Source organism: Paenibacillus sp. FSL H8-0079 (assembly GCF_037991315.1).
Classification (GTDB): domain Bacteria; phylum Bacillota; class Bacilli; order Paenibacillales; family Paenibacillaceae; genus Paenibacillus.
Genome location: NZ_CP150300.1, coordinates 183,485 through 208,758, shown reverse-complemented (window position 1 = coordinate 208,758; position 25,274 = coordinate 183,485). Strand labels below are relative to the sequence as shown.

The window sequence follows — 25,274 nt, the reverse complement described above, 5'->3', positions numbered from 1 at the left end:
GATGACAGAACATCCTTCCAATCGCTGTTACCCCCAGATTTTTTGATTATTTCTCTAGGGGGAATCTGGGGATAAAGGCGCACGCTTCGCTTTTTCAGGATTTTTCTGTCCTCTCCGTTACCGTGTAAATCATTAATTAAACTAATATATCCTCTTTCCCTAGAAATACAAAACACCCCCGGAATAACATCGGTAGAGCCAGCAGGCTTTACCATGTTTATTCACAGGGGTTTCTGATCACAGATGGTAGATTATACAGCAACCAACTTAGCCATCGGATACGTTGTTCTTAAAATTCTTCGTACTCACTCGGGTCCTGATCCCACAATCGTCCATCTGGACGGCTGAATGAAGAGAAAACCTCCATCTCCTGCGCATTCAGCTCAAAGTCGAAAATATCGATATTTTCTTGCTGATGCTGAAGCGAGCTGGCTTTCGGAATCGGAATAGAGCCTAGCTGGATATGCCAGCGCAAGATAATTTGGGTAGGCGTTTTGCCATGAGCTTCCGCGATGCGGAGAATTTTTTCGTCTTTGACGATATCCTGCACGGCATCATTGCCACGTCCGATTGGACTCCAGGACTCGTTCACAATGCCATGTTTCTTATCCTGTTCGCGCTGATCGGCTTGGTCAAAGAACGGATGCAGCTCAATCTGATTCAGACTCGGTGCTACCCCCGTCTCCTTAATCAGGCGTTCATTGTGCTCGGGCAGGAAATTGCTCACTCCGATGGAACGGATATATCCGCGTTTTTTCGCTTCAATTAGAGCCTGCCATGCTTCCACATACACATCCTTTTTGGGATTGGGCCAGTGGATCAGGTAGAGGTCATAATAATCCAGGTCGGCTCTATACAGGGATTCCTGGATTGCCACGATTGCTTTATCATGAGCGTGATAGCGCCCTGGTAGCTTCGAGGAAATCAGTAGTTCTTCTCTGGCGACAGAGCTCTGCTTGATTGCTTTACCGACTGTTGCCTCATTCTCATAGTTGTATGCCGTATCAATTAACCGATAGCCCGCATCCATCGCGGATGCTATCGATTTAACGCCATCTTCACCTTTTAAACTATAAGTACCGAATCCAATTGCGGGTACTTTCAAGCCATCGTTCAATGTATATTCCGGAATGTGATGATTCATGTGAGAACTCTCCTTTGCCAAAAGGTTAGATTTTCGTTCCGAGATTAGACTGTTAGAAATTGATCGTCCTCTCGTTATTCTACCCCTCCCAGTGGGCTTGAATCAATTTGGCATATGAGGCACCACAAGGTGTTGGACGTTCTATTCGTTATTTCCGACCAGTATATCAACAATGATGTCCAGCTGTTGCTCTACCGAAATGGGGTCACTGAGCAGAAACTCGTCAAAATCAATATTGTAGACCTTATTCGCTTTCCCTGCTGGCGATTGTTCAATCAGTTTCTGTACATCCTTGAGTTTATCCTCCGCCCCGTCATTCACAGCAAGGAATAACCGGTCACCAATAAAGTCGGGAATCACCTCAGAAGAAATTTCCCACGTCTCACCTTTGATCACGTCTGTCTCTACCTTGGCGGTTGGCTTCAACCCGAGATACTTGTAGATGATATTGCCTCCCATATTGGTATCCCCGTATACAAAAAGTGCATCTGGACGCACGTTTAGTATGGAGAACGTCTCATCGACACCTACATAAGGGCTAATTTTCTCTTTGTACTCCGTGATTTTGGCCTTGAATTTCTCGTTCCATAACCGCGCTTCTTCTTGCTTCCCAAGAATATCACCAAACATCTCCACATCTTTAATCGGGTCGTTGTACTGCTCGACAACAATGGTTGGAGCGATCTGACTCAGTGCATCATATCCGCCTTCCACAGCCTCCGCAAATGCTGCCGTTGTCACGATCAGATCTGGCTCCAGTGACAGAATTTTCTCGGCATCTGGCGGAACACCCACATCTGAAATACCGGAAGTATCACTTATGAGTGGATTATTTAAAATAAATGTCGTTGTGCCAACCGGCTTCACCCCAAGCGCCATCATCTCACCCATGTGATAGAAGCTGACGATTCGCTGTGGATTCACAGGGATCTCGGTTTCGCCTTTCAAATGTTTATACATCCGCGTTTCCGCAGCTGCGCTATCTGTAGTTACAGCAGTATTCGTATCTGATGAAGCTGGCTGGGAAGCCGCTGCTCCTGGAGTACTGCTTGTCTGGCATGCACTTAGAAGCAAGGATGTACATAATAACATCATCGCTCCAAAGGCTGGTCGTGAAAATCTAAACATAGATGTGTCCCCTTCCCCAATCCGTTGATAATAAGTCTCATTCTCATTATGAGAACCGGAGTTAAGGGTTACAATAGACGATTCTAACCCGCGCAATGGATTATACTGAACCTGAATCTTTTGCCGATGTTCCGCACGAAACTGAAGTGGCGATAAGCCGGTATGCTTTTTGAACAAGCGACTGAAATAATACACATCTGCATAACCTACGTTGCTCGCAATTTCCTGGATACGGGCCTCGGACTTTAGAAGGTACTGCTTTGATCTGTGAACGCGCACATGAATGAGATATTCAATGGGTCCTAGTCCAATCTGGTTTTTGAACAAACGGGATAAATAGCTGGCGCTGCAATGGTATCTCTTGGCTAGTTCCTCGGCTGTAATCGGCTCGCTATAGTGATCGTGAATATAGTGGATTGCCTCAGTGACGATGTTGGGCCTGCCACTTTCCTTTTTGGCCGATGTCTGGATCTGTTGCTGCATGATCTCGTACACCAATGGAAGAAAGACCGACTGCGCCTGTAGCTTGTCTATAGGAGTGGGCTCTTGCCACAGACGGTTCATGGCTTTACACTTTTCCTGAACAGGGAGCACTGCATACGGAGCAAACCCATACGTCACCTGGAAGCTCTCCCGATCTTCCAGGGATGCACACTCCGCTGTATATAAAATTAGATAGCAGGCAAAGTCCTGACCCAGCGGCACAATACTCAGCTCAGCATCTGCTCCCCCATGTAATATGTAAGATGAACGGGTCTGGTAGGCCTTGCCCGATATGCTCACCCTAGCCTCTCCATGAGTAGTGATCAAGAAAAAGTTCGTATGCGCCACATAGTGATCAGGAACCGTTCCATGCTCCGCACGATAATGCCGAATATCCAGCAATCTAACGGCAGTTCGGCTCCACCGTTCGATATGCGCTTCCCAATCCATATACGTTCCCCCTACTTCTTCGTTCTTAAAATATGCCTATTATATCACAGACAAAAAGCCATCAACCCAGATGGGTTAACGGCTTATGATTTGAAACGATATATTCGAAAAGGCAGAGCTGTTATGATGTCATATCTATCGTAATGGATTACTATGAAATAGTTTTATCGCATCCATTTTCGAAAAAAATCCTAATACTCTCGTGCAAATTGTTTATCCTCTTTCAGTTGCACAATATCATGCCCGGTTGGATTCTGGAATGCACGCAGCCCAAAGGTTTGCGCAACCGCAAAAATGTGGTCAAAGATATCTGCTTGCACATTCTCATACACACCCCAGTTAATATCATTGCTGAATGCGTAGATTTCAAGGGGTAGTCCGCGATCTTCCGGTGCTAGTTGTCTCACAATCATCGTCATATCTTTATTGATTTTCGGATGATTTCTCAAATACTGATGGATATATTCTCGGAATACTCCCACATTGGTGAGCTGTCTTCCATTCACATTGCTTTCCGTATTCACCTCGTGCTCCATGTTGTATGCTTGAATTTCCTTCAATTTGGCTGAGATATAATCGTTCAAATAATGAATCTTCTCAAATTCCGCGACCATTTCCTCGGTACAAAAACGAATACTGCTGATATCGATATAGACACTTCGCTTAATCCGTCTGCCACCAGAGACCTGCATGCCTCTCCAGTTCCGGAACGAGTCCGAAATAAGGGCGTAACTTGGAATCATCGTAATCGTTTTATCAAAATTCATCACTTTTACCGTGTTCAATGTAATATCGATGACGTCGCCGTCTGCATTATATTTGGGCATTTCAATCCAGTCGCCTACGCGCACCATATCATTCGAGGATAGTTGGACGCCCGCCACCAGACCCAATATGGAATCCTTGAAAACCAGCATCAATACGGCCGACAACGCACCAAGTCCACTTAGAATGATCAACGGATTCTGTCCGATCATGTTCGAGATGACGATAATCCCACCTATAATGAACAGGAAGATTTTAGCGACCTGAATGTAACTCTTAATTGGTCGAATCTTGGAGACTTCATAGGAACGATAGATATCATCAAACACATTCAGTAGTGCGTTGAGTACCGTAATCATGATAACGATCATGTAAGTCATCGCAGCCTTTTCAATCAGGGCCTGATAGGGTGGAAAAATATAAGCAGAATAATAGATGATAAGCGCCGGCACGAGATGCGACAGCTTATGGAATAATTTTTTCTCCACAATGATGTTGCCCCACTTGTACCGATTGTTGTTAACGATGTGGTTAATCGTCTTCAGCACAATCTTTTTGGCTATAAAATTCGCCACCACCGAGATCACCGCTATAAAAATAACCATAATTATATTCGAAAGATATCCAATGGATGGCTCACTCATGCCCATTCCCTCTAGTTGATTTCTAATAAAGTCCATTGTTTCCTCCTAACGCAGTCTAGTTTAGCCTATTATTATAAAGTAGATTAGGGTGGTAAGCAAAATTGGCAGTAATACATCCTATATAATGGTAGACACTTGTCATTACCCAACTACATTGTAGTCATGACTTTATATTTTTAGATTTTAATGGATAAGAAGCGCGATTATTCTTGGTTTTCAATAACGACCATACATATAGACTATTAATGAATGCTACTTAATGAGACCATATAAACAAAAAAAGGTACTGCCAGCGTTATGCCAACAGTATCTTTTGCCACTATTCATTATATTCCAACTCATGCCGTTTCCCAGTAGCATCAAAAATAATTTCAAATTTATTGCCTTCAGCATCCTCACGAACGCGTTTGTTATTCTTTATATAATAAATAGAGGCACCTGATTCTTTAGCTTGTTTCCATGCATGTTGATTTGCTTTTTTTAAAATTTCTTGGAGCTGTTCTCGATTTTCAAACATCTGGAGTCCCCCAATCTAAATTTCTGTTTATTATATCATAAACTAAAAAACCACCAACCCAGAACGCTGGTTGATGGTTTTTTGACTCTAATGGAGGCGAGGGGAGTCGAACCCCTGTCCGAAGATAACGACACATAAGCTTCTACGGGTGTAGTCACAGTTTTGATGTCACCCGAGTATCGCCCCGTAACCGGCTATACGTTGGGTCAGCCTGATTGTCTTCTTCAGCACACCCCAGGCGGAGATGTGACAGCGTATCCCACTACTTGTTAGCCCCTAATCCTGTCACATGGGCGATGCAGGTTAGAAGCACGCACACAGTTTCTTAGGCTGCGAAAGCGTAGTTTGTTTGTTGTTTGCCGTTTAATAGGCTTTAGCGTTGATGAAGCGGACGCGTCCCCACTACCCGCTACCCATGCTCGAACTATCCCCGTCGAATCCATAAACGCCCCCTCAATGAAGAAGGGCTCCAGGATTAATCCGTGAATACGGAGCAAAGGTGCTGCACATCTTTTTCCTCCAAGGTAAAAAGATGCTTCTTTCAAACTCGGCATTCCTGTCTGCTACATGAGTAATCATAACATAGGACACATCACCGATATAGTACAGATTGCTGGAAGACATTCCAGCAGGCTGAGCACGTTTGCAAGGTTATCCAATACAACATGCTCAATCGTCTACATATTATACCGCGTCACCAATCGGAAGTAAAGTTTACCCAGATCAGATCACGAACATCGGCACCTAAGTATCTTACCCACGTTCCAGACAAACTACGCAACATTCTCATGATTTACATTTCAGCACCGCATAAAGCTTATACTCCCAGGGTCTTCCATGTATCCATATCAACAAAAATCACAGTACACTTCAGCATTTCACATCACATTACCTATCCCACTACAAATAAAAAAAGCCTCAATCTTGTCCATTACAGGACAAACCTTGAGACTCCTTAACTCGTATCACACTTCTAGCTCCATCACGAAAACTAACTTACACCTAAAATAATGCTTTCCACGCCCAGCGATCCACTTAACGTGCAACCTTCTGTTTCTCGCGCATTGCCCGTTGAATATCACGTTGTGCATCCCGCTTGGCTGCAGTCTCGCGTTTGTCGAACTGTTTCTTACCTTTACCCAGTCCGAGCAGCAGCTTCGCATAACCGTTGCGGATATAGATCTTCAGCGGCACAATGCTGTATCCGTCCTGTTTTGACAGCCCGAGCAGCTTGTGAATTTGCACTTTATGCATCAACAACTTGCGCGTACGTGTTGGATCAAGTGGATTATTTCGGTTTCCTTGTTCAAAAGGACTAATATGCATATTGTGAATATGAATCTCACCGTTCCGAATCGTGGCAAATGCATCACCAATATTCGCACGGCCGTTACGAAGAGATTTGATCTCCGTTCCGGTAAGCACCATGCCCGCTTCATAAGTATCTTCAATGAAGTAGTCATGGGAAGCCTTTTTATTCTGTGCGAGCACTTTACTCTGTCCATCATTCTTGCCCATGTCCTCACTCCTTCTCCGTAAAATAAGCCGGTACCATGCTGTATAGCAGCGCACCCAATGTTGTACCCAGGTACCACGTGCCAGACCTTAATTGTAGCAAGTACGGCTGTTAAAATCAAGAAAGAGGCGACCTCTGCCGCCCCTCCTCATTACACCACTTTCAGACTGTGCGAAACAACACACAACTGAAGTGACTATCTCACTAACGCTTAACTTGGAGGAACTAATTGCAATCCAGTTCTCCAAGTAGCTTTAACGTTATTATTTTTTCTTTTTACGTACAAAAGCCGCTGTGCCGTTGCCAGAAGAATCTTTATTCTTCTTCCGCTTACGACGTGGTGCTCCGCCTTCCTGAGCGCCACCAGGTGTTGCTGCTTCTCCGATAAATACGCCGCTCGGTGAAGTGTTCTTGCGTCCACTTCCGCCTTTGCCACCTTTACCGCCGCCCTTGCCGGACTTGAAGCTTCCCTCACCGCGACCGCTGCCGCTGTTCAGGCCACTTCCTTGTCCACTCGTTGAACCACTATCCGGTCCACCCGATGTAGAGCTATAACCGCCTTTACCTGAACCAAAACCAAAGCTTACCGCGCCTTTGCCACGGCCAGTCGATCCGCTAGCTTCACCAGCACGACGCTCGCCTTTTGGTTTGCCCCCGCCTTTACCTGCATAGCCACCGGATGAGCCTGCGCCCGCACCTGCACTCGCAGCTCCACTACGACCGCCACGGCTACCTTTGCTGCTCTCTTCCGGTGATCTACCACCACGGTTGGCTCCAGCACCAGCTGAGCCGCCTTTGCCGCCACGCGAACCACTGAATCCACCTGGTCCACCCTTGGCACCACCGCGTCCGCCCCCGCTTGCTGGGCGTCCACCTTTACCGCCACGTCCGCCACCGAAGCCGCCGCCAGGACGTTCACCGCGAGGTTTCATATCCACCATTTCAAAATCAATCGTATACTCTTCCATGCTTACACGTGCCACACGGATCTTCACTTCATCACCGATGCGGAAGACTTTTGAGGTACGTTCACCAATCAGAGCCATATGCTGATCGTCAAAATGGTAATAGTCGTCCGTGAGCGCGCTCAAGCGAATCAGACCTTCAACCGTGTTTTCCAGTTCAATGAACATACCGAAGCTGGTCACACTGCTGATCATGCCTTCGAACTCTTCGCCTACTTTATCTAACATGTACTCAGCTTTCTTCATCTTCTCTGTATCCCGTTCAGCTTCTACCGCAACACGCTCACGTTCCGAAGACTGCTGCGCAATATCGGCCATGCGTCCAGCCAGGTACTCCTGACGGTTCTCCGGTAAAGCGCCTTTGTTCTCGATCACTTCGCGAATCACCCGGTGAATCACAAGATCGGGATAACGACGAATTGGAGACGTAAAGTGACTATAGAATTCTGCCGCCAGGCCAAAGTGACCTGACATTTCGGAATCATACTTCGCCTGTTTCATGGAACGCAGCATCATCGTACTGATCACGGTCTGTTCCTTCGTACCGCTAATATCCTCAAGCAACGATTGCAGTGCACGTGGATGAATTGCGTTGCCACGTCCTTTGACTTGGTGTCCGAAATTCGCCGCAAAGGCGAGGAAATTTTGCAGTTTTTCCTGATCCGGGTCTTCGTGCACACGATAAATGAACGGAACCTTCAACCAATGGAAATGCTCTGCCACTGTCTCGTTCGCTGCCAACATGAACTCCTCAATGATTTGCTCCGCTATAGAACGCTCCCGTTTCACGATATCTACCGGTTTACATTCTGCGTCCACAATGATTTTGGATTCTTCAAAGTCAAAGTCAACCGCACCACGGCGCATACGCATGGCACGCAGCTTCAAGGCGATCTCTTTCATCAAATGGAAATCATCCACCAGATCCTTATAACGCTCGAGCAATTCCGGCTCTTCACCTTCAAGGATTTTGCGAACGTTGGAATACGTCATCCGCTCTTTGGTTTTGATTACACTCGTGAAAATGTCATGTTTCACAACCTTCATCTGGTCGTTAAACTCCATCTCACAAGACAAAGTCAAGCGGTCTACCTGCGGGTTCAAACTACAGATCCCGTTGGACAGACGCTGTGGCAACATCGGAATAACCCGGTCCACCAGATACACACTGCATCCACGGTTGTAGGCTTCCTGATCCAGCTTGGAATTTTCCTGCACATAATAGCCAACATCGGCAATATGAACACCCAGACGATAGTTACCGTTAGGCAGCTTCTCTACATTTACAGCATCATCCAGATCCTTGGCATCTTCGCCATCAATCGTAACAATGTTAAGTCCGCGCAGATCACGGCGACCCTGTTGTACAATCTCTTCATCGGTGATGGAGTCTGGTGCTTTCTCAGCCTCTTCTACCACTTCATCCGGGAAAGCTTCAGGCAGCTGATGCTTGCGAATAACGGACAAAATATCAATACCCGGCTCATCCTTATGACCGAGAATCTCGATCACTTCACCTTCAGCTGCAGCACGACCCTCTGGGTAGCTGACGATCTTTGCTACGACCTTCTGTCCATCAACAGCCCCTGCAAAGTTGGTACGTGGGATGAAAATATCGCGATTAATCCGTTTATCATCCGGAATGACGAAGCCGTACACCTCATGACTTTGGAACACACCAACAACCTGTGTTACAGCACGAGTAACAATACGAACGATCTCACCCTCCAAGCGACCGCCAGAAGGTCCTTGCGATGTTACTTTAACGAATACCGTGTCACCATTCATCGCACTCTTCATATCATTGGCATGAATGTACACATCTGGGTGCTCCCGATCCTCAGGAATGAGGAAAGCAAACCCTTTGGCGTGAGCTTGTAAACGTCCGCGTACCAAATCCATGCGCTCTGGCATGCCATAGCGATTGTTACGGGTCAGCAAAACCTTGCCGGATTCCTCTAGCGTATTAAGCATAATCAAAAAGGCTTTGAAATCAGCTGCATCTTCGATCGCGAAGTGCTGTTCCAACTCCTGATAAGTCATCGGTTTATAAGCGGTTTCCCGCATGAAGTCGAGCAATTGTTGTTCTGTTATCATTAATATATTCACCTCGGGAAACATAAAAGTGTAATCAAGTCTCATCTCTTTATGTATCGGAATACTTACCATTTTCATGCAATACCATGTCACTGTCGTGAAGAGTGTAGTAGTGCATCCCTACTATCTCATACCCTAGTATACACGAATTCAATCCGGCCCATCCGTACCTCGCAAAAAAACCACAGTTGCGGGGCGCTCCTCTATAATCACGCTTTCACGTATCTCTACAGACATTTTATGCGATACAAGTGCTGTACGCATCTGGAAAAAGACTATATCCGAGAATTTTCTGTACACATGACATTCATTATAAGGAGTAAGTTCGCGTAACGAATAAGCGAGGGACATACCATACATGATAGGGGTGTGTTGCACACTAAGGAAGGAAAACCGAACAGAAGTGAGAAGAAGACCGAAATCATGGAGTCTATATATCGTTGGAAAACTTTGGACGCGTAAGAATTTATTAAAAAACCCCCGTTTCTCCACGAAACGAAGGTTCATCAATTAAGCCATTAGCTTAAGCTATTCATTGCTCAGCAGTTCCAAGTCTTACTTGGAAACAACCGTAACAACAATAGACAAAATCATAAATCCTGCACCCAGTACCACCGTTGCACGTTGCAGGAAGAGATCCAATCCGCGCGCTTTCGTTTTACCGAAAAGATGTTCCGCACCACCGGAGATGGCACCCGCCAAACCAGCGCTTTTCCCGTGCTGCAGCAATACTACAGTGATTAGACCGATCGAGAAGACAACGAGCAGCAATTTCAAAGCAATATCCATTCTTTCCACCTCCTACCCATGTGGGCATAACATCTCACCATAAAAACAGTTACTTTAATTGTAACATAGCTATTGTTGTACTACAAGTAGTACAGTTCATAGAATGCCCTAAATTTCACCATCTACTTAATCCGTAAGGCATACCATTATTACGTTTCAATAAAAAAGACAAGCCGGTTACCCGGCTTGCCCGTAAAAGCTGGATATCCAGCTTATTTTTTAAGGTTGTAGAATCCTTTAAGACCATTGTATTGAGCCAATTCACCCAGTTGATCTTCAATGCGAAGCAATTGGTTGTATTTCGCAATACGGTCTGTACGGGAAGGAGCACCCGTTTTGATTTGACCAGCGTTAGTTGCAACAGCGATGTCAGCGATTGTGCTGTCTTCGGACTCACCGGAACGGTGGGAGATTACAGCTGTGTATCCTGCACGTTTAGCCATTTCGATTGCATCGAATGTTTCAGTCAATGTACCGATTTGGTTAACTTTGATCAGGATGGAGTTACCGATACCTTGGTCGATACCTTTACCCAGACGCTCAGTGTTCGTTACGAACAAGTCGTCACCAACGAGTTGTACTTTGTCTCCCAGTTTTTCTGTGAGCAATTTCCAACCATCCCAGTCATCTTCGGACATACCGTCTTCGATTGTGATGATTGGGTATTTCTCAACCCATGAAGCCAGAAGGTCAACATACTCAGCGGAAGTGTAAGATTTACCTTCGCCAGCAAGTGTGTACTTACCATCTTTGTAGAACTCAGTGGAAGCAACGTCCATACCCAGGAATACGTCAACGCCTGGTTTGTAACCTGCTTTTTCAATAGCTTCGATGATTGTAGTGATTGCTTCTTCGTTCGAACCAAGGTTCGGTGCAAAACCACCTTCGTCACCTACAGCTGTGTTCAAGCCTTTGGAGCTCAATACGGATTTCAGGTTGTGGAAGATTTCCGCACCTACACGAAGAGCTTCTTTGAAGCTTGGTGCTCCAACTGGAAGAACCATGAACTCTTGAACGTCGATGTTGTTGTCAGCATGCTCACCACCGTTGATGATGTTCATCATTGGAACTGGCAGTGCTTTAGCGTTGAATCCGCCCAGGTAAACGTACAATGGCAGGTCCAGAGCGTCAGCAGCTGCGCGAGCTACTGCCATGGATACAGCCAGGATTGCGTTAGCACCCAATTTAGCTTTGTTTGGCGTACCATCCAAAGCGATCATCAATTTGTCGATACCCAGTTGATCCAATGCGTCCATACCGATAACTTCTGGAGCAATTGTTTCGTTTACGTTTTTAACAGCTTGCAGAACGCCTTTACCGAGGTAACGGGATTTGTCGCCATCGCGAAGCTCAACTGCTTCGTGGGCACCAGTGGATGCACCGGATGGAACGATTGCGCGTCCGATTGCGCCGGACTCCAGGTATACTTCAACTTCTACTGTAGGGTTACCGCGGGAGTCGAGGACTTCGCGAGCGTACACGTCAGAAATAATAGTCATTTGTGATAATCTCCTTTAAATTTAAATTTATTATAAATTAGGACCACTTGTGTTTTCCCTTTTCCACTACGTTAGCAGAATTGTCCTCTGATCGCTGTTATCCCCTGATTCCTTTGAACTTATTTTCATAAGTTGGAATCATGTGATAAAGGCGAACGCTAACGCTTCTTCAGACAATTTCTGCTTCCTTCGTTCAGGGGTAAACTCCAAACTTCCCAATTTCATATATGTTGTTACGTAACTTATTTGCGGGTAGCGATGACGGATGTACCTGTCATTTCAGCCGGTTTAGGCAATTGCATCAGGTCAAGGATCGTTGGCGCGATATCCGCCAGGATTGCACCTTCACGCAGGGTTACATTTGCATCGGTAACGATAAATGGAACTGGGTTCGTTGTATGAGCTGTGAACGGACGTCCTCGCTCATCGAACACCATATCCGCGTTACCATGATCCGCCGTGATCAGTACAACGCCGCCTTTGGCAAGTACTGCATCCACAACACGGCCCATGCACTCGTCTGTTACTTCAACCGCTTTGATGGTAGGTTCCAGCATGCCGGAGTGTCCAACCATATCAGGGTTAGCAAAGTTCAGAATGATGGCGTCATGTTTGTCTGCTTCGATCTCGCGAACACATGCATCAGCCACTTCATACGCGCTCATCTCCGGTTGCAGGTCATACGTTGCAACTTTTGGTGAGTTGATCAGTACGCGAGTTTCGCCCGGAAGCTCCACATCACGACCGCCGCTGAAGAAGAAGGTAACGTGCGGGTATTTCTCCGTTTCTGCAATACGCAGTTGTTTTTTATTGTTTTGTACCAGAACTTCACCCAGCGTGTTGTCGAGGTTCTTCGGCGAATAAGCCACATAACCTTCAACTGTCTCGCTGAACAAAGTCAAGCAAACAAAGTGCAAGCCCACAGGGAACTTCGGTCCACGATCGAAACCGCGGAAATCCTGGTTCGTGAATACTTGCGACAACTGGATCGCACGGTCAGGACGGAAGTTGAGGAAGATAACGGAATCGCCGCTCTCTACCAAACCTACCGGCTCACCATCCGCTTTGACAATAACCGTTGGTTCAACGAATTCATCAAATACGGATTTCTCATACGATTCTTCAACCGCTTTGAGTGGGTCAGTGTATTTCGGTCCATCTCCATAAACGATGGCGCGGTATGATTTCTCAACCCGTTCCCAACGTTTGTCACGGTCCATCGCGTAATAGCGACCTTGAACCGTTGCGATTTTACCTACACCGACTTCTTCAATCTTAGCGATCAGTTTCTGCATGAAGTCTTTACCACTGTCTGGCATAACATCACGGCCATCCATGAAAGCATGAATATATACATCATTCATTCCTTCTTTTTTGGCGAGATCCAGCATAGCAAACAGGTGGTCGATGTGACTATGTACGCCGCCATCGGACAACAAGCCGTAGAGATGAAGCTTTTTGCCGCTTTGTTTCGCTTCGCGAACAGCTTTGACAAGTGTTTCATTGTCGTAGAACTCGCCGTCACGAATGGATTTGGAGATACGGGTCAAATCCTGGTATACGATCCGGCCGGCACCAATGTTCAGGTGACCTACCTCGGAATTTCCCATTTGCCCTTCTGGCAAACCTACAGCTTCACCGCAAGCAGTGAGTGTTGTATGTGGGAATTGGCTCATGAAACGGTCGTAGTTCGGTTTCTTGGCTTGCGCTACCGCATTGCCTTCCACCGTGTTACGCAGACCAAAGCCATCCATGATGATCAGTGCTACAGGTTTTGGAGCTGTCATCTTACTTCGCCCCCTCAACAAGCGCGATGAACGAAGCCGGCTGCAAGCTGGCACCGCCAACAAGTGCGCCGTCGATGTCGCTTTGTCCGAGGTATTCTGTTACGTTCTCTGGTTTAACACTGCCGCCGTATTGAATACGAACTGCATTCGCAACCGTCTCGTTGTACAGATCCTTCACCAGCGTACGGATGTAAGCAATAACTTCATTCGCATCTTGGGAAGTGGAGGATTTGCCTGTACCAATCGCCCAGATTGGCTCATAAGCGATAACGACTTGTGCAGCTTGCTCTGCGGACAGACCTTCAAAAGCAGCCACCGTTTGTACTTTGCATACGTCTTTTGTTTGGTTCGCTTCGCGCTCTTCGAGCGTCTCACCAAGACAGAAGATTGGAGTCAATCCGTGACGGAATGCTGCATGCAACTTTTTATTGACAGTCTCATCGGTTTCCGCAAAATATTGACGGCGCTCCGAGTGACCAATAATAACGTAATCCACACCAAGGTCTTTCAGCATTACGCCGCTGATTTCACCTGTGAATGCACCATTGTCTTCAAAGTGAAGATTTTGTGCACCAATTTTGATGTTTGTGCCTTTAACGGCTTCTACCAGGGATGGCAGATTTGTAAACGGTGCGCAGATTACAGTCTCTACGCCTTCAACTTCCGCTTTTCCTTTAACTTCCTGAATGAAGTCATTGGATTCGGAAACCGTTTTAAACATTTTCCAGTTACCTGCGATAATCGGTGTTCTCATGGGTTTCAACTCCTTCATGCTATAGACTAAAACTTACTTGTCGTTCAATGCCACTACGCCTGGAAGCACTTTGCCTTCCATGAACTCGAGCGATGCACCGCCACCTGTAGAGATGTGGTTCATTTTGTCAGCCAATTTGAACTTCTCAGCTGCTGCTGCAGAGTCGCCGCCACCAATTACAGTGTAAGCTTCTGTCTCAGCGCAAGCTTCTGCTACTGCACGAGTACCGTGGGAGAATGGCTCGATTTCAAATACGCCCATTGGTCCGTTCCATACAACCAATTTGGAGTTTTTGATTACGTCAGCATAGATCTCACGTGTTTTAGGACCGATGTCGATGCCTTCCCAATCTGCTGGGATACCATCGATGTCAACGATTTGTGTGTTAGCTTTCGCACTGAAATCGTCAGACACTACGATATCTACCGGCAGGTAGAAGTTTTTGCCCAGTTTTTTCGCTTTTTCGATGAAACCGAGAGCTACATCAAGTTTGGAATCATCCAGCAAGGATTGTCCAATTTCATGTCCTTGTGCTTTGAAGAACGTGTAAGTCAGACCGCCACCGATGATTACGTTGTCTGCAATGTTCAGCAGGTTGTCAATCACATCGATTTTGTCCTTAACTTTGGATCCGCCAATGATAGCTGTGAAAGGACGCTCAGGGTTGGAGATTGCTTTACCCAACACTTCAAGTTCTTTCTCCATCAACAAACCGGACACTGCTGGAAGCAAGTGAGCGATTCCTTCAGTCGAAGCATGTGCTCTGTGAGCCGCGCCAAACGCATCGTTAACGAAAACGTCAGCCAGTTCAGCAAATTGTTTTGCGAGTTCTGGATCATTTTTCTCTTCGCCTGCGTGGAAACGAACGTTCTCAAGCAACAATACGTCGCCGTTGTTCAGTTCAGCGATTTGAGCTTTAACAGCGTCGCCAACAGAACCGTCAGCTTTAACCACTGTTTTACCAAGCAATTCAGACAAACGCTCAGCTGCTGGAGTCAAACGCAAGGAGTCAACCACTTCGCCGTTAGGACGACCCATGTGGCTTGCCAAAATGACTTTAGCGCCTTTTTCAATCAAGAAGTTGATTGTAGGAAGCGTTGCACGAATACGTTTGTCATCTGTAATTTTACCATCTTCGAGCGGCACATTGAAATCTACACGGACAAAAGCCCGTTTTCCTGTCAATTCGATATCGCGTACACTTTTTTTGTTCATCTGTATTTCCTCCGCACCCATGTATTTGGTGGACCAATCAAGAGCTAAAATCCCTTGTCAATCCTGGTGTTTTTGAGAAATTTGCAAAATGTAGATATATAAAGAGCGGAAACAATAGCATCTGTTTCCGCTCTATGTTATTGCAGATATTACTTAATCATTTTTGCAAAGTGCTCCAAAGTGCGAACCAATTGTGCAGTGTAGGACATTTCATTGTCATACCAAGCTACAGTTTTAACCAATTGTTGGTCGCCAACAGTCAGAACTTTAGTTTGAGTTGCATCAAACAGGGAACCGAAAGTGATTCCTTGGATATCGGAAGATACGATTTCGTCTTCTGTGTATCCGAAAGTTTCTGGATCGGAAGCTTCTTGCATAGCTGCATTAACTTCTTCAGCCGTTACTTTTTTGTTCAGAACAGTTACGAGCTCAGTCAGGGAACCAGTAGCTACTGGTACACGTTGAGCTGCACCATCAAGGATGCCTTGCAGTTCTGGGATTACCAGACCGATTGCTTTAGCAGCACCAGTTGTGTTAGGGATGATGTTTTCAGCTGCTGCGCGAGCACGACGGAAGTCACCTTTAGGGTGTGGAGCATCCAACGTGTTTTGGTCGCCAGTGTAAGCGTGAATTGTAGTCATCAAACCTTGAACGATTCCGAATTTGTCTTGCAGTGTTTTTGCCATAGGTGCCAGGCAGTTTGTTGTGCAAGATGCGCCGGAGATTACAGTTTCAGTACCGTCGAGGATTTCATGGTTTACATTGTAAACGATGGTTTTCATGTCGCCAGTAGCTGGTGCGGAAATAACAACTTTCTTAGCTCCGCCTTTCAAGTGTTTCTCAGCTGCTTCTTTAGTTGTGAAGAAACCAGTACATTCCAGAACGATATCTACGCCCAGGTCGCCCCAAGGAAGTTCTTCTGGGTTACGGTTAGCCAATACTTTAACTTCTTTGCCGTTCACTTTGAAGAAGCCATCGTGTACTTCAACATCGCCATCGAAGCGACCTTGAGTTGTATCATATTTGAGCAAATGAGCCAGCATTTTAGCGTCAGTCAAGTCGTTGATTGCTACTACCTCGATGCCTGCTACATTTTGAATACGGCGGAATGCCAAGCGTCCAATACGTCCAAAACCGTTAATACCTACTTTAATCATGAGTAAGTTCCTCCCAAGTTTTGATTAATTTTTTTTATGAAACTTATATATTCAAGACAGACGGTGAAGTCCGTCAAGACAACAATGGTTGTGATGAAAAGTAAATTCTTATTCCATTTCGGCTACGATGACTTCGGCAGCTGCCTCATCAATAATCAGAATATCTTCCTGACCAAATCGCAGCACGGAGTGTATGGCAGCAGCTTTACTTTTGCCACCTGCAATTCCGATCACGACATCGGTTCGTTCAATATCCTGAAGTCGCATTCCCAGTGTAAGCATGGTATGTACCACCTCACCCTGATCATTAAAGTAATAACCGAAAGATTCAGATACGGCCCCTTGCTCCTGGAGTTCATCTACAATCTCCGTCGCAAGTTTGCGTCTCGTTGCCATCTCCACGGCATCACCAATTCCATGAATAACAATCCGCGATTGCCTGATCAGCTGCAGAATCTCCTGAACACTCGGGTCCTGGATTAATGATTCATAGGCATGATCACTAAGCAAATCCGGTACATGCAGGAGTTTGTATTGCGCTCCTACCCGTTTTGCCATTGTGGATGCGATCGTATTCGCCTGAATTTCAAGACTTTCTCCAAGTCCACCGCGTGCCGGTACGAACCAGACACCTTTGAGCGATGTTGGTGGATTAAGTTGCTCTGCGACTTCGGCCGTTGTTGATCCGCCAGTAACGGCGACAACGTCGTTGTCACTCATGATATTGCCGAGAGCCTTCGCTCCGGCTCTGCCCAGTTCCCTTTTGGCAAATGGAGAAACATCCGAATCGCCAGGAACCACAACTACCTTTTGCAGACCGTAGGCTTGCTTGATGCGCTCTTCCAGCTCGGATAATCCGAACAACTCTTTAGCAACGGGCTCTAACTGCTGCAGCAAATCATACCCTGCCTCGCTGATCTTCATTCCTGCACTGTCAATTTCAATAAGTCCCTGAGCCTTTAACAGATCGGTCTCAGCCCTCAGAACCCGCTCGGTCATCTGCATGGAATTAGCTAACGTTCTCCGTCCGATCACATCCGATAACATGATCTGTTGCAGAATCGTATACCTCTTTTTCAAGATATCCATGAGATCAGGCAGAAGCTGCTTTTGTATTTCTAAAATCGTTCGCATGCTTTCCACTCCCGCAAGTTCTCGTTCCAAGCTCTCTTTCGTGGCCCTAAAACGTCCCGGGTTAACTTTTTAAGTCCCACGTCTATTCTACCTAAAACTGACGTGACATGCAAGTGTTTCAACGTGTTATTTCGACACGCTTTCAGCGTTTGTACGCGCCTATTTTCACAATCCTAGACTTCCATGATCTAGGACTGCCTCACGCATACCATATATAGAAGAAACAAATTATTCTCGTCTACATATCGCTCAGAATCACATTTCATACGGCATGTCCAAAACCTCTAATAGCATTTACTTAAATGCACTCTTTATCCACTCTTCTTCATCATGATCATTTTTAGCTCAATCCAAACCAACATACAAAACGAACTGCTTGCAATTAAATATTCCATGAGCTATAATCAGTATTGCTGTCACATAATGTGCGCCCGTGGTCCAATGGATATGACGTAGGCCTCCGAAGCCTGAGATCCAAGTTCGATTCTTGGCGGGCGCGCCATTTTTTATTTAACAGCTCATAACCCTTTTAACCAATGAAACCGGAAAGGTTTCTTTTTTTTGCAAGTTAGTTTGACTTTCTTTGACTTTTTGTTTGGAATTGTTTATTATGTGGGTAATACGGTAACAGTTTAAGTATAAACACCAATAACATTTACATTTCCGAGGAGGTTTTTCACGTGAGTTTTATTCCTATGGTCGTTGAACAGAGCAACCGGGGTGAGCGCGCCTATGACATCTATTCCAGATTGCTGAAGGATCGTATTATTTTCCTTGGTAGCGACGTTAATGACGTTGTGGCAAATGCCATCATGGCGCAGATGTTGTTCCTAGCTGCGGAAGATCCGGAGAAAGACATTCACTTATACATCAACAGCCCAGGCGGATCCATTACAGCTGGTATGGCCATTTACGATACAATGCAATTCATCAAACCGGATGTATCTACCATCTGTGTAGGTATGGCGGCTTCCATGGGTGCATTCTTGCTGAATGCCGGTGCGAAAGGGAAACGTTTTGCGTTGCCTAACAGTGAAATCATGATTCACCAACCACTTGGTGGTGCTCAAGGTCAAGCTACCGACATCGAAATTCGTGCTCGCCGCATCCTGAAAATGCGTGATACCTTGAACCGCATCATCTCTGAGCGTTCAGGTCAACCGTTGGAGAAGATCGAGAAAGACACGGATCGTGACTACTTCATGAGTGCTGCTGAAGCTGCCGATTACGGTATCATTGATAAAGTTATCGAAAACGTAGGTTCCCAAGGCATCTAAGTGTGACGTAGACTACGGTCTACGCGTTAACATAATCAACAACCAACGTAATCAGCAACACATCATTGTGTTGTCTATACGAGAAGAAGCCCCCATCATGAACACATGATGGGGGCTTCTTCTTTTTATTTATTAAGAAAAATAACGTATGAGTGCACAATAATGATCCGTTATTTCGTTCCCGTTACGTCACTAAAAGGTTCTGTGCCTTTAGGGAGAATCTCTTTATACGTAAATGGCATTTCAGGGAATCCCTCTGCGTACGCCGTATACTCATACAGCTGGAAGAACACGACCACACCCGTTGGTGTCACATAGAAATCCTGATCTTTATTTAACCCTTTGTAGCCTTCAAGGTATCCACCGCGAGCTTTCAGCTGTTCGCCGACTTTTTTACCCAACGTCTCGCGCATCGTTTTGTTATTTTGCAGCACATCATCTAAAGTAAGCTCCTTGCCTGTGTCCAGTGCAAAGGTGTGGCCCGTGCGGAATGTCATACCGTGAGCGCCAGCATAATCCTCGTATCGTTGTGTAATGAGTCCCAGTACGCCACTTTCATTGTAGGTCACCACATAAGAGCTCTCAAATGCATACGGGCGGTTGGCGGTTGCGCCACCGAACTCAGAAGTCTGTTTCTTGAAGTCAGCTACATATGCATCCACTTCGTCCTTCAGCACTTTGTTGATCGCTGCTTCAGCTTCTTTGCTTGCAAGTCCACTCACTTGCGGGTACTGAACATCCACTTCAGCATTTTTCACAGTAACTTTGACTGTCGCCGCTTTAACTTTCACACTATTTTGTTTTACCTTACTGAGCGTCAACGTTTTGGTTTTGCCATCCCAGTTCCCCTGTACACCCAGATAATCTCTCATCGCTGAGAATGGAATATATAATCTGCCGTTGATCAGCTTCGCGTCCACTTGAGGATAATAGTTGTTGATCCGAACACTCGGCTGGCCGTCCAAAAGGCTGATGGTCATCGTGTTATTCGCTGCTGTCAGAGCATACTCTTTGGTTTTCGCATCATATTTCAAGGTTCCACCTGCTACATCTTTGACTGCCGTAAGCGATACCCAGGTTGAGCCTCCTTGTAGAAGTCCTTTTTGAGTCAGTGTTTTCCCACCTGATTTCAGGGTCACCTCAGCCGGGGTTGTTACTTTGGAGGATACAGAAGCCGCTTGTACCGAACTATCTTGCCACACTGCACCGCTCCCCACAATAATTCCTGCTGCCAGCAACGCACTTGTCCATTTTTTCCATGATGTCATATATAAAACTCCTCTCTGAATTTACAATTAGGGATCATTGCGTATGTAATCCTGAACTGATCGCATATCTCATACGCTCACCTCTCTATTATAATTAACCCGATTTCGGAAAGGTTTACAGCTGGAGTTACAATGTTGATGAATATCAGAGGGAAAATATAACGGGATATGACCTTTTTGTCACGAACAACTATACAAAAAAGACACCTAAAGACAGCATTTCAATCAGCTTCAAAAGGGTGCCCTCTCTTCTAACTTCATCAAAGTCTGATTTTGCAACAAAAAAGACCCTGTCCTGAGGACAAAGTCTTTGTCATTATTTCGTTGCACTCTTTCGAATGACACTTAAAAGGTTACTCTAGCTTACAATCCTAATTCAATCTTGTTTATTTCATTTCATACGTGATATTCAAGATTGTGCTTACTTTAACCTGGCCTGTTTCAATCTCAGTGCCACCTGCTGTATCTGCTGCTTTGGACATCAAAGCCTCACTTGCATAGAATACAGGCACATTGGCATCGCCTTGGCTCACGGAAAGAACAGCACCCAGTTGACGTTTAACTGCTTTTGCAATAGCTCCAGCTTTCACATCTGCATTGGCAACAGCTTTCTCAATCACTTGGGACTCATAACTTTCCGGATTTTCTACAGTAAAGCGCACGTTTTCAATGTTGTTGGCACCTGCTTGTGAAGCAGCGTCGAGCAGCTCGCCGATTTTGTCCATCTCACGATATGTGACCGTCAGCGTATGATGCGCTGTGTATCCTTTAATTTGTTGTCCGTCTTTTTCGCTATACGTGTAGTTGGGTTGTACAGAGAACTGACTCGTTTGAATGTCGTCTGCACTGATCTTCCACGTATTTTTTAGCAAATTGGATACCTTTTGAACTTTGGCAGCATTCGCTTTTTGGGCAGATGCAGCTGTCTCTGCAGTGCTGTTCACACCAATGGACAGATAAGCAATATCAGGTTTCACCTGAATCTCACCTTTACCCACGACATTAATCACATTCTGTTGTACGCCCTGAACCTCTGCAGCGTAAGCATAGTTACCTGGTGCAACCCATGCTGTTCCTCCAACAAGCAACGTACTTGCCACCAGCACCGCACCAAACGGTTTCATCCATTGTTTACCCATCACGATAGCCCCCTTATGTGTTAACATCTCAAACTTTAAAGCATTTGATACCTTAACAGACGGGACAAATTCCATAATGTTGCACTTGACGATGGCGAAAACAATAAAAACGCAAAAAAGCCCCTTTCGGGACTTCTTCATTGAAATGAATCATATCTTATTGGTTTTCGAGCTCTTCCTTACTTACCAGACTAACTAAAGCGTTTACAGCCTGTTCGGCATCCGCGCCTTCTGCACTAATCTGGATTTCCGTACCTGTGCTGATCGCAAGGCTCATGATCCCCATGATACTTTTTGCATTAACTTTTTTGTCGTCCTTCTCGACGAACACTTCAGATGAGTACTTATTCGCTTCTTGAACGAACAGTGCCGCAGGTCTGGCATGGAGACCCGTTTTCAAACGGACAACTACCGGGTGCTTTGTCATGGAAACTTACCCCCTATTATGAAATCTGGACATTAAATACACAATTATATTTATACAACATTATAACATTAACCTGTGCCGGACACTAGAAGAAAAAACTCAGGGTGCTTTGGAAGGCATTATCATGCCCCTTTTCATCACCATTTCACATGGCACCAAGCTGCCTGAGTGACTCTTCTGGCTCCTTAACATCAGGCTTGCCTGCTACGTTTTGTTCAACAGAAACAGCCGACCTTGTTACTTTACCCTACTCCGTCTTAACCATAACGTTCTGTGCGCACTTTCTCAGCCAGCTCATCAATTTTGCGAAGCCGATGGTTCACTCCCGACTTGCTGACTGTACCTTTAAGAAGTTCGCCCACTTCCTTCAAGTTGATATCCGGATGAGCGAGCCGAACTTCCGCCACTTCGCGAAGCTTCTCAGGTAGCGATTCCAGACCAACTTCCTTTTGCAACAAACGGATATTATCAATTTGCCTTACCGCCGCTCCGATGGTCTTATTCAGGTTGGCGGTCTCACAATTGACAATCCGGTTAACGGAGTTACGCATGTCGCGCATAATCCGTACGTCTTCAAACTTGAACAAGGCCTGATGAGCACCAATGATGCTAAGCAGTTCAATGATTTTCTCGCCTTCCTTGATATATAGGATGAATCCTTTTTTCCGTTCTATACACCGGGCATTCAGATGAAATTCATTCGCCAGATCGACCAGTGCCTGACAGTGCTCCTCATACATGGACGCAATCTCCAGATGGTATGAAGAACCTTCCGGATTATTAACCGATCCACCTGCGAGAAATGCACCGCGAAGATAGGCCCGTTTACAACAGTTTTGCTGAAACAACTCCGTACTAATCCCTGGCGTAAACAGAAAGCCCTCAGATACAATATGAAGACTATTGAGAATCTCCTGTACCATGGTTGGAATACGAACAATATATACATTGTTCTTTTTCAGCCGCATTTTTTTGCGGACCAGTAATTCCGTATGCACTTGAAAATGCTTTTTAAGCAGAGAGTATGCCCGTCTTGCAATCGCAGCATTCTCCGTCGAAATATCCAAGATCACTTTTTTATTCGATAACTGCACTGCACCAAGCATACGGATGAGGGCTGAAAGTTCCGCCTTTTCGCAGCACGGTTCGCTCTCGATCATGGTTAATTCTTTTTTGGTCTGTGCTGCAAACGACATGGGACTTCACCTCTTCCGTAACATCCAATTTTGTACCAGTTGGTAGATGTGATGACTTAACTTGTCGGCATCATGACGCAGATAGGTTTTGAACAGAACAAGGGTATCTGCAACCACCTGATAGCCGGCACTTTCGAGTACATTCATGTCCAGTACAACCGGTTTTGCTCCTTTTTCCGCATACTTATTCTGTACTTGCAGCGGAATATCACCATTATTTACGATAACATAGTCGAAGAGCTGATGACCTATATGCTCGTGTACCGCCTTAAGGTGGTCACTTACCGTATAGTTATCTGTTTCTCCCGGCTGTGTCATGACATTACAGATAAACATCTTCACCGCATCAGCCTCTACCACAGCCTCTGCGAGCTTCGGTACGAGCAGATTAGGAAGGATGCTTGTATAAAGGCTGCCTGGTCCGATCAGAATGGCGTCAGCTTGACGAATAGCCTCTACCGCTTCTGGCAACGGCTCCACGTGATCCGGTTCAAGGAAAACGCGTTTGATGCGTCCGCCTGCCTCCGGGATCTTGGACTCACCTGTAATAATTGTCCCATCTTCCATCTCGGCATGCAACACAACGGCCTGACCGGCGGCTGGTAATACCTCACCTCGAACGGCAAACACGCGGCTAAGTTCCCGCACCGCGGTCACAAAGTCGCCCGAAATATCCGTCATTGCAGCCAAAATCAAATTCCCCAAGCTGTGGCCTGCAAGCCCCGCGCCTGTATTGAAACGGTACTTCAACATATCTGAAAGCAATGGTTCTACATCAGCCAGTGCCGTAAGCACGTTGCGAATGTCGCCCGGAGGCGGCATTTGTAGCTCATTGCGCAGGATGCCTGAACTTCCACCATCATCTGCAACTGTGACGATGGCCGTGATATCCAGCGGTTTTTCTTTTAAACCGCGCAACATCACGGATAATCCGGTTCCGCCGCCCATTACAACTATTCTCGGACGTTCTCTTCGTGGTCCGGCCTCTTTCATCCCTTCACCCTCTTCAATGACGGTCCCGGTCAGCGTCGCGATGGCTCACGGTGACAGCTTCAGTCTCGCTGCTTCCCAACATCTTGCCCAAATATTCCGATATTGCTACCGAACGATGCTTGCCTCCGGTACAGCCGATTCCAATAATAACCTGGCTTTTGCCTTCCTTCCGGTATTGCGGAATCAGGAAATGCAGCATATCCAGCAGCTTCGTCAGAAACGCCTGTGTCTCTGTCCATTTCATAACATATTCATACACATCACTATTCTGTCCCGTATTTGGACGCAAATGATCAATATAATGCGGATTCGGTAAAAAACGTACATCAAATACCAGATCGGCATCGATCGGAATGCCATACTTGAATCCGAACGACGTAATATTCACCGACAACATTTGGCTTTCCAGATGAGAAAAGCGGGATATGATGCGTTCTTTCAATTGAGCAGGCTTCATTGTACTTGTATTCAGTACCTGAGTCGCGGAGTTTTTGAGTTCCTCCAACATCTTGCGCTCCAGCCTGATGCCGTCCAGCGGCATACCCTCAGGAGCCAATGGATGTCTGCGCCTACTTTCTTTGTAACGCTGAACAAGTACAGAATCTGTAGCATCCAGGAATAAAATTTCGCAATGAATGGTAAAATGATCTTTAATATAGTTCAAAGACTCGGACAGAGCCGTAAAGAATTCACGCCCGCGCAGATCGATAACCAATGCAACCTTACCGATCTTGCCGTTTGACTGTTCAATCAGTTCCGCAAATTTTGGAATCAATACCGGTGGCAGATTATCCACACAGAAGAAACCCAGATCCTCCAGGCTTTGTACTGCAATGGTTTTACCTGCCCCGGACATGCCCGTAATGATAATGAGCGTGGCGCCTGTGCCTGGTGAGCCTTCACCTTCAAGCATAAATGTCCCCTCCTTAT

The 25,274-nt window shown here is 45.9% G+C and carries 20 protein-coding genes, 1 tRNA gene and 1 other RNA gene; 2 read left to right on the top strand and 20 right to left on the bottom strand.

What is annotated here, in order from left to right; all coding sequences use genetic code 11:
* Positions 1-289 precede the first annotated feature (289 nt).
* From MHI06_RS00990 to MHI06_RS00925, 14 genes are all read right to left on the bottom strand, one after another.
* Positions 290-1,144 (bottom strand): aldo/keto reductase, encoded by an 855-nt coding sequence (locus MHI06_RS00990; protein ID WP_340400117.1) that lies wholly within the window; start codon positions 1,142-1,144, stop codon positions 290-292.
* 141 nt (positions 1,145-1,285) lie between these two features.
* Complete coding sequence (locus MHI06_RS00985; RefSeq protein WP_340400115.1) at positions 1,286-3,205, bottom strand: AraC family transcriptional regulator; 1,920 nt, start codon at positions 3,203-3,205, stop codon at positions 1,286-1,288.
* 191 nt (positions 3,206-3,396) lie between these two features.
* Positions 3,397-4,650 carry a mechanosensitive ion channel domain-containing protein gene (locus MHI06_RS00980; protein WP_340400114.1) on the bottom strand — a complete coding sequence of 418 codons (1,254 nt, stop codon included), beginning with the start codon at positions 4,648-4,650 and terminating at the stop codon, positions 3,397-3,399.
* 283 nt (positions 4,651-4,933) lie between these two features.
* A complete protein-coding gene (locus MHI06_RS00975; RefSeq protein ID WP_340400113.1) occupies positions 4,934-5,131 on the bottom strand; it encodes a hypothetical protein in 198 nt (65 codons plus the stop codon).
* 88 nt (positions 5,132-5,219) lie between these two features.
* Positions 5,220-5,584: a transfer-messenger RNA gene (gene ssrA, locus MHI06_RS00970) on the bottom strand.
* A gap of 582 nt (positions 5,585-6,166) precedes the next feature.
* Positions 6,167-6,649 carry an SsrA-binding protein SmpB gene (smpB, locus tag MHI06_RS00965; protein ID WP_062837738.1) on the bottom strand — a complete coding sequence of 161 codons (483 nt, stop codon included), beginning with the start codon at positions 6,647-6,649 and terminating at the stop codon, positions 6,167-6,169.
* Positions 6,650-6,910: 261 nt separating this feature from the next.
* Positions 6,911-9,709 carry a ribonuclease R gene (gene rnr, locus MHI06_RS00960; RefSeq protein WP_340400112.1) on the bottom strand — a complete coding sequence of 933 codons (2,799 nt, stop codon included), beginning with the start codon at positions 9,707-9,709 and terminating at the stop codon, positions 6,911-6,913.
* Positions 9,710-10,264: 555 nt separating this feature from the next.
* Positions 10,265-10,498 (bottom strand): preprotein translocase subunit SecG, encoded by a 234-nt coding sequence (secG, locus tag MHI06_RS00955; RefSeq protein WP_036616231.1) that lies wholly within the window; start codon positions 10,496-10,498, stop codon positions 10,265-10,267.
* Between the two features lie 212 nt (positions 10,499-10,710).
* Positions 10,711-11,997: a phosphopyruvate hydratase gene (gene eno / locus MHI06_RS00950; protein ID WP_169482116.1), complete on the bottom strand. Its 1,287-nt coding sequence runs from the start codon at positions 11,995-11,997 to the stop codon at positions 10,711-10,713.
* A 242-nt stretch (positions 11,998-12,239) separates the two neighbouring features.
* Positions 12,240-13,784, bottom strand: a complete 1,545-nt coding sequence (gene gpmI, locus MHI06_RS00945) for a 2,3-bisphosphoglycerate-independent phosphoglycerate mutase (protein ID WP_169482115.1) — start codon at positions 13,782-13,784, stop codon at positions 12,240-12,242.
* A gap of 1 nt (position 13,785) precedes the next feature.
* Complete coding sequence (gene tpiA, locus MHI06_RS00940; RefSeq protein WP_076333467.1) at positions 13,786-14,538, bottom strand: triose-phosphate isomerase; 753 nt, start codon at positions 14,536-14,538, stop codon at positions 13,786-13,788.
* A 33-nt stretch (positions 14,539-14,571) separates the two neighbouring features.
* Positions 14,572-15,753 carry a phosphoglycerate kinase gene (locus MHI06_RS00935; protein WP_340400111.1) on the bottom strand — a complete coding sequence of 394 codons (1,182 nt, stop codon included), beginning with the start codon at positions 15,751-15,753 and terminating at the stop codon, positions 14,572-14,574.
* A 149-nt stretch (positions 15,754-15,902) separates the two neighbouring features.
* Positions 15,903-16,910, bottom strand: a complete 1,008-nt coding sequence (gene gap / locus MHI06_RS00930) for a type I glyceraldehyde-3-phosphate dehydrogenase (protein WP_017691243.1) — start codon at positions 16,908-16,910, stop codon at positions 15,903-15,905.
* A 108-nt stretch (positions 16,911-17,018) separates the two neighbouring features.
* A complete protein-coding gene (locus tag MHI06_RS00925) occupies positions 17,019-18,044 on the bottom strand; it encodes a sugar-binding domain-containing protein (RefSeq protein ID WP_169482113.1) in 1,026 nt (341 codons plus the stop codon).
* 427 nt (positions 18,045-18,471) lie between these two features.
* Between MHI06_RS00925 and MHI06_RS00920 the strand changes: the two genes are divergently transcribed.
* A tRNA-Arg gene (locus tag MHI06_RS00920) sits at positions 18,472-18,546 on the top strand.
* A 178-nt stretch (positions 18,547-18,724) separates the two neighbouring features.
* On the top strand, positions 18,725-19,321 hold the full coding sequence (clpP, locus tag MHI06_RS00915; protein ID WP_169482112.1) for an ATP-dependent Clp endopeptidase proteolytic subunit ClpP: 597 nt from the start codon (positions 18,725-18,727) through the stop codon (positions 19,319-19,321).
* 170 nt (positions 19,322-19,491) lie between these two features.
* Here the strand turns inward: clpP and MHI06_RS00910 are convergent, their stop codons facing one another.
* From MHI06_RS00910 to rapZ, 6 genes are all read right to left on the bottom strand, one after another.
* Positions 19,492-20,589 (bottom strand): DUF4163 domain-containing protein, encoded by a 1,098-nt coding sequence (locus MHI06_RS00910; RefSeq protein WP_340400110.1) that lies wholly within the window; start codon positions 20,587-20,589, stop codon positions 19,492-19,494.
* 386 nt (positions 20,590-20,975) lie between these two features.
* On the bottom strand, positions 20,976-21,728 hold the full coding sequence (locus tag MHI06_RS00905; RefSeq protein ID WP_340400109.1) for an SIMPL domain-containing protein: 753 nt from the start codon (positions 21,726-21,728) through the stop codon (positions 20,976-20,978).
* 157 nt (positions 21,729-21,885) lie between these two features.
* The gene (locus MHI06_RS00900; RefSeq protein ID WP_017691248.1) at positions 21,886-22,155 is read right to left on the bottom strand and encodes an HPr family phosphocarrier protein; all 270 of its coding nucleotides are present in this window, start codon (positions 22,153-22,155) and stop codon (positions 21,886-21,888) included.
* 257 nt (positions 22,156-22,412) lie between these two features.
* Positions 22,413-23,351 (bottom strand): DNA-binding protein WhiA, encoded by a 939-nt coding sequence (gene whiA, locus MHI06_RS00895; protein ID WP_036616210.1) that lies wholly within the window; start codon positions 23,349-23,351, stop codon positions 22,413-22,415.
* Between the two features lie 6 nt (positions 23,352-23,357).
* Positions 23,358-24,344: a YvcK family protein gene (locus MHI06_RS00890; RefSeq protein ID WP_017691250.1), complete on the bottom strand. Its 987-nt coding sequence runs from the start codon at positions 24,342-24,344 to the stop codon at positions 23,358-23,360.
* Between the two features lie 13 nt (positions 24,345-24,357).
* Positions 24,358-25,257: an RNase adapter RapZ gene (gene rapZ / locus MHI06_RS00885; protein ID WP_340400108.1), complete on the bottom strand. Its 900-nt coding sequence runs from the start codon at positions 25,255-25,257 to the stop codon at positions 24,358-24,360.
* Positions 25,258-25,274 lie beyond the last annotated feature (17 nt).

Excerpts from the sequence above, each read along its gene's own strand:
- MHI06_RS00990 (WP_340400117.1), bottom strand. The coding sequence starts at position 1,144 with ATGAATCATCACATTCCGGAATATACATTGAACGATGGCTTGAAAGTA.
- MHI06_RS00985 (WP_340400115.1), bottom strand. The coding sequence starts at position 3,205 with ATGGATTGGGAAGCGCATATCGAACGGTGGAGCCGAACTGCCGTTAGA.
- MHI06_RS00980 (WP_340400114.1), bottom strand. The coding sequence starts at position 4,650 with ATGGACTTTATTAGAAATCAACTAGAGGGAATGGGCATGAGTGAGCCA.
- MHI06_RS00975 (WP_340400113.1), bottom strand. The coding sequence starts at position 5,131 with ATGTTTGAAAATCGAGAACAGCTCCAAGAAATTTTAAAAAAAGCAAAT.
- smpB (WP_062837738.1), bottom strand. The coding sequence starts at position 6,649 with ATGGGCAAGAATGATGGACAGAGTAAAGTGCTCGCACAGAATAAAAAG.
- rnr (WP_340400112.1), bottom strand. The coding sequence starts at position 9,709 with ATGATAACAGAACAACAATTGCTCGACTTCATGCGGGAAACCGCTTAT.
- secG (WP_036616231.1), bottom strand. The coding sequence starts at position 10,498 with ATGGATATTGCTTTGAAATTGCTGCTCGTTGTCTTCTCGATCGGTCTA.
- eno (WP_169482116.1), bottom strand. The coding sequence starts at position 11,997 with ATGACTATTATTTCTGACGTGTACGCTCGCGAAGTCCTCGACTCCCGC.
- gpmI (WP_169482115.1), bottom strand. The coding sequence starts at position 13,784 with ATGACAGCTCCAAAACCTGTAGCACTGATCATCATGGATGGCTTTGGT.
- tpiA (WP_076333467.1), bottom strand. The coding sequence starts at position 14,538 with ATGAGAACACCGATTATCGCAGGTAACTGGAAAATGTTTAAAACGGTT.
- MHI06_RS00935 (WP_340400111.1), bottom strand. The coding sequence starts at position 15,753 with ATGAACAAAAAAAGTGTACGCGATATCGAATTGACAGGAAAACGGGCT.
- gap (WP_017691243.1), bottom strand. The coding sequence starts at position 16,910 with ATGATTAAAGTAGGTATTAACGGTTTTGGACGTATTGGACGCTTGGCA.
- MHI06_RS00925 (WP_169482113.1), bottom strand. The coding sequence starts at position 18,044 with ATGCGAACGATTTTAGAAATACAAAAGCAGCTTCTGCCTGATCTCATG.
- MHI06_RS00910 (WP_340400110.1), bottom strand. The coding sequence starts at position 20,589 with ATGACATCATGGAAAAAATGGACAAGTGCGTTGCTGGCAGCAGGAATT.
- MHI06_RS00905 (WP_340400109.1), bottom strand. The coding sequence starts at position 21,728 with ATGGGTAAACAATGGATGAAACCGTTTGGTGCGGTGCTGGTGGCAAGT.
- MHI06_RS00900 (WP_017691248.1), bottom strand. The coding sequence starts at position 22,155 with ATGACAAAGCACCCGGTAGTTGTCCGTTTGAAAACGGGTCTCCATGCC.
- whiA (WP_036616210.1), bottom strand. The coding sequence starts at position 23,351 with ATGTCGTTTGCAGCACAGACCAAAAAAGAATTAACCATGATCGAGAGC.
- MHI06_RS00890 (WP_017691250.1), bottom strand. The coding sequence starts at position 24,344 with ATGAAAGAGGCCGGACCACGAAGAGAACGTCCGAGAATAGTTGTAATG.
- rapZ (WP_340400108.1), bottom strand. The coding sequence starts at position 25,257 with ATGCTTGAAGGTGAAGGCTCACCAGGCACAGGCGCCACGCTCATTATC.